The following is a 1,578-nucleotide window of genomic DNA, read 5'->3' as shown; positions in this document are numbered from 1 at the left end:
TCGAGTAAATGAAAAGTGGTTATCTTGGTTTGATTTGAATTTTAATATTAATGCACCAGTCGGACATTTGCCTTGTGGAGTAGGGCGAGGAATGGTAGATTTTGGTATTGCTTTTTTATCTCGCATAGAAACTTGCGGACTTGAAGAACCCGAAAATATTTCTCTTAAAATAACTGGCAAAATAGAAACTAATTATTCTCGTCTAAGAGATTTTTTAGCTGAAGGAAAATGGCAAGAGGCAGATAAGGAGACTGTTGCTTTAATGTTGAAGGTAGCAGGTAAAAATCAAGATGAAAAATTGAGTGTTTTAGATATAGAAAATTTTCCCTGTTCGGAGCTAGAGAAAATTAATCAACTCTGGGTAGATTATTCTCAAGAGCGTTTTGGTTTTAGCGTGCAAAAATCTATCTATTTTAATGTGGTAAAAAGTATTGAGGAAAGGTTCGGCAAAAATCGTAAATATTACAAAAAAATTTGGCAAAATTTTAGTGATGCTGTGGGATGGCAAGTGGAAGGTCAGGCAAAATATTATAAGGATATGGATTTTAGTTTAAATGCACCTATTGGTCATTTACCTGTTTCATGGTGCGTGAAATTTAAGGTGGAAAAATTTGGGGTGGGAGTCTGGCGAGAAACTTTTTTTAATCGTATTAATAATTGTCTACTTCATCCAGAAAAATTCCATCTTGAGCCGATAAAGATCAATTTAATAAAAAATAGAATTAAAATTATCCAAGGTGATATTGCTAGACAGAAAGTTGATGCTATTGTTAATTCTACAGACCGCGCTCTTTCTGCTGGTTCAATGGTATCTAATTCTATCCATAAAATGGCTGGACTAGAACTTAAAGAAGCTTGTCTAAAATTGAATGGTTGTGAATATGGAGAAGCTAAAATTACCAGTGGTTATAATTTGTCTGCTAAGTGGATTATTCATACAGTTGCAGCTAGATGGCAAGGTGGAAATTTGGGAGATAAAAATACACTGATGAAATGTTATCAAAATAGTTTAGCTTTAGCAGAAAAATATGCCATTAAAACAATTGCTTTTCCTAATATTGCTACTGGTGCTTTATGTTTTCCGGTGGCAGTAGCAGCAAGAATAGCTATCACTGAAGTGATAAAATTTTTATTAGAATATAAATCTATTGAACAGGTGATTATTGTTTGTTTTAAGATTCAGGTTTATGAAAAATACTTAGAAGTTTTCCGTAAAATTTTAGAGTAGAAAATAATAGGAGAGTTGGTAGGGACGTTTTCAGCTAAGAGCTGACATTAAACTTATAGCGAGCGCGACATGTTTGCGCAGCATTCCCTATAAGAAAACGCATTTTTATTATGCAACGTCCGTACAGAGTAGGGAAGATAGGTCGAAAGATCGGGAATAAGTCAAGAATATTTACCCGGTCAGTTGTACAATATTAATCACCGTATCTAGCTTGGTCTAAGACTAATTGGAATAATTAGCTCAAGTAGGAGTTTAGTAAGTAAATTTATATTTTTGAAGAGTCTTTTACTAAAGCTGCCTTACTTGTCAAATAATTCCATCAGATTTCTGGAGGTTTCGGTAGAGAAAAA

Annotated in this window: 1 protein-coding gene; it reads left to right on the top strand. The window is 33.7% G+C overall.

The window, feature by feature from the left end; all coding sequences use genetic code 11:
* Positions 1-1,228, top strand: a 1,228-nt coding sequence (locus tag F6K40_RS40120) for a GUN4 domain-containing protein (RefSeq protein WP_293145893.1), incomplete at its 5' end; no start/stop codon positions are given.
* Positions 1,229-1,578 lie beyond the last annotated feature (350 nt).

Source organism: Okeania sp. SIO3I5 (genome assembly GCF_010672085.1).
Taxonomy (GTDB): Bacteria; Cyanobacteriota; Cyanobacteriia; order Cyanobacteriales; family Microcoleaceae; genus Trichodesmium.
Note: the sequence above shows the minus strand (reverse complement) of the source record. Positions and strands in the feature narration are given on the sequence as shown.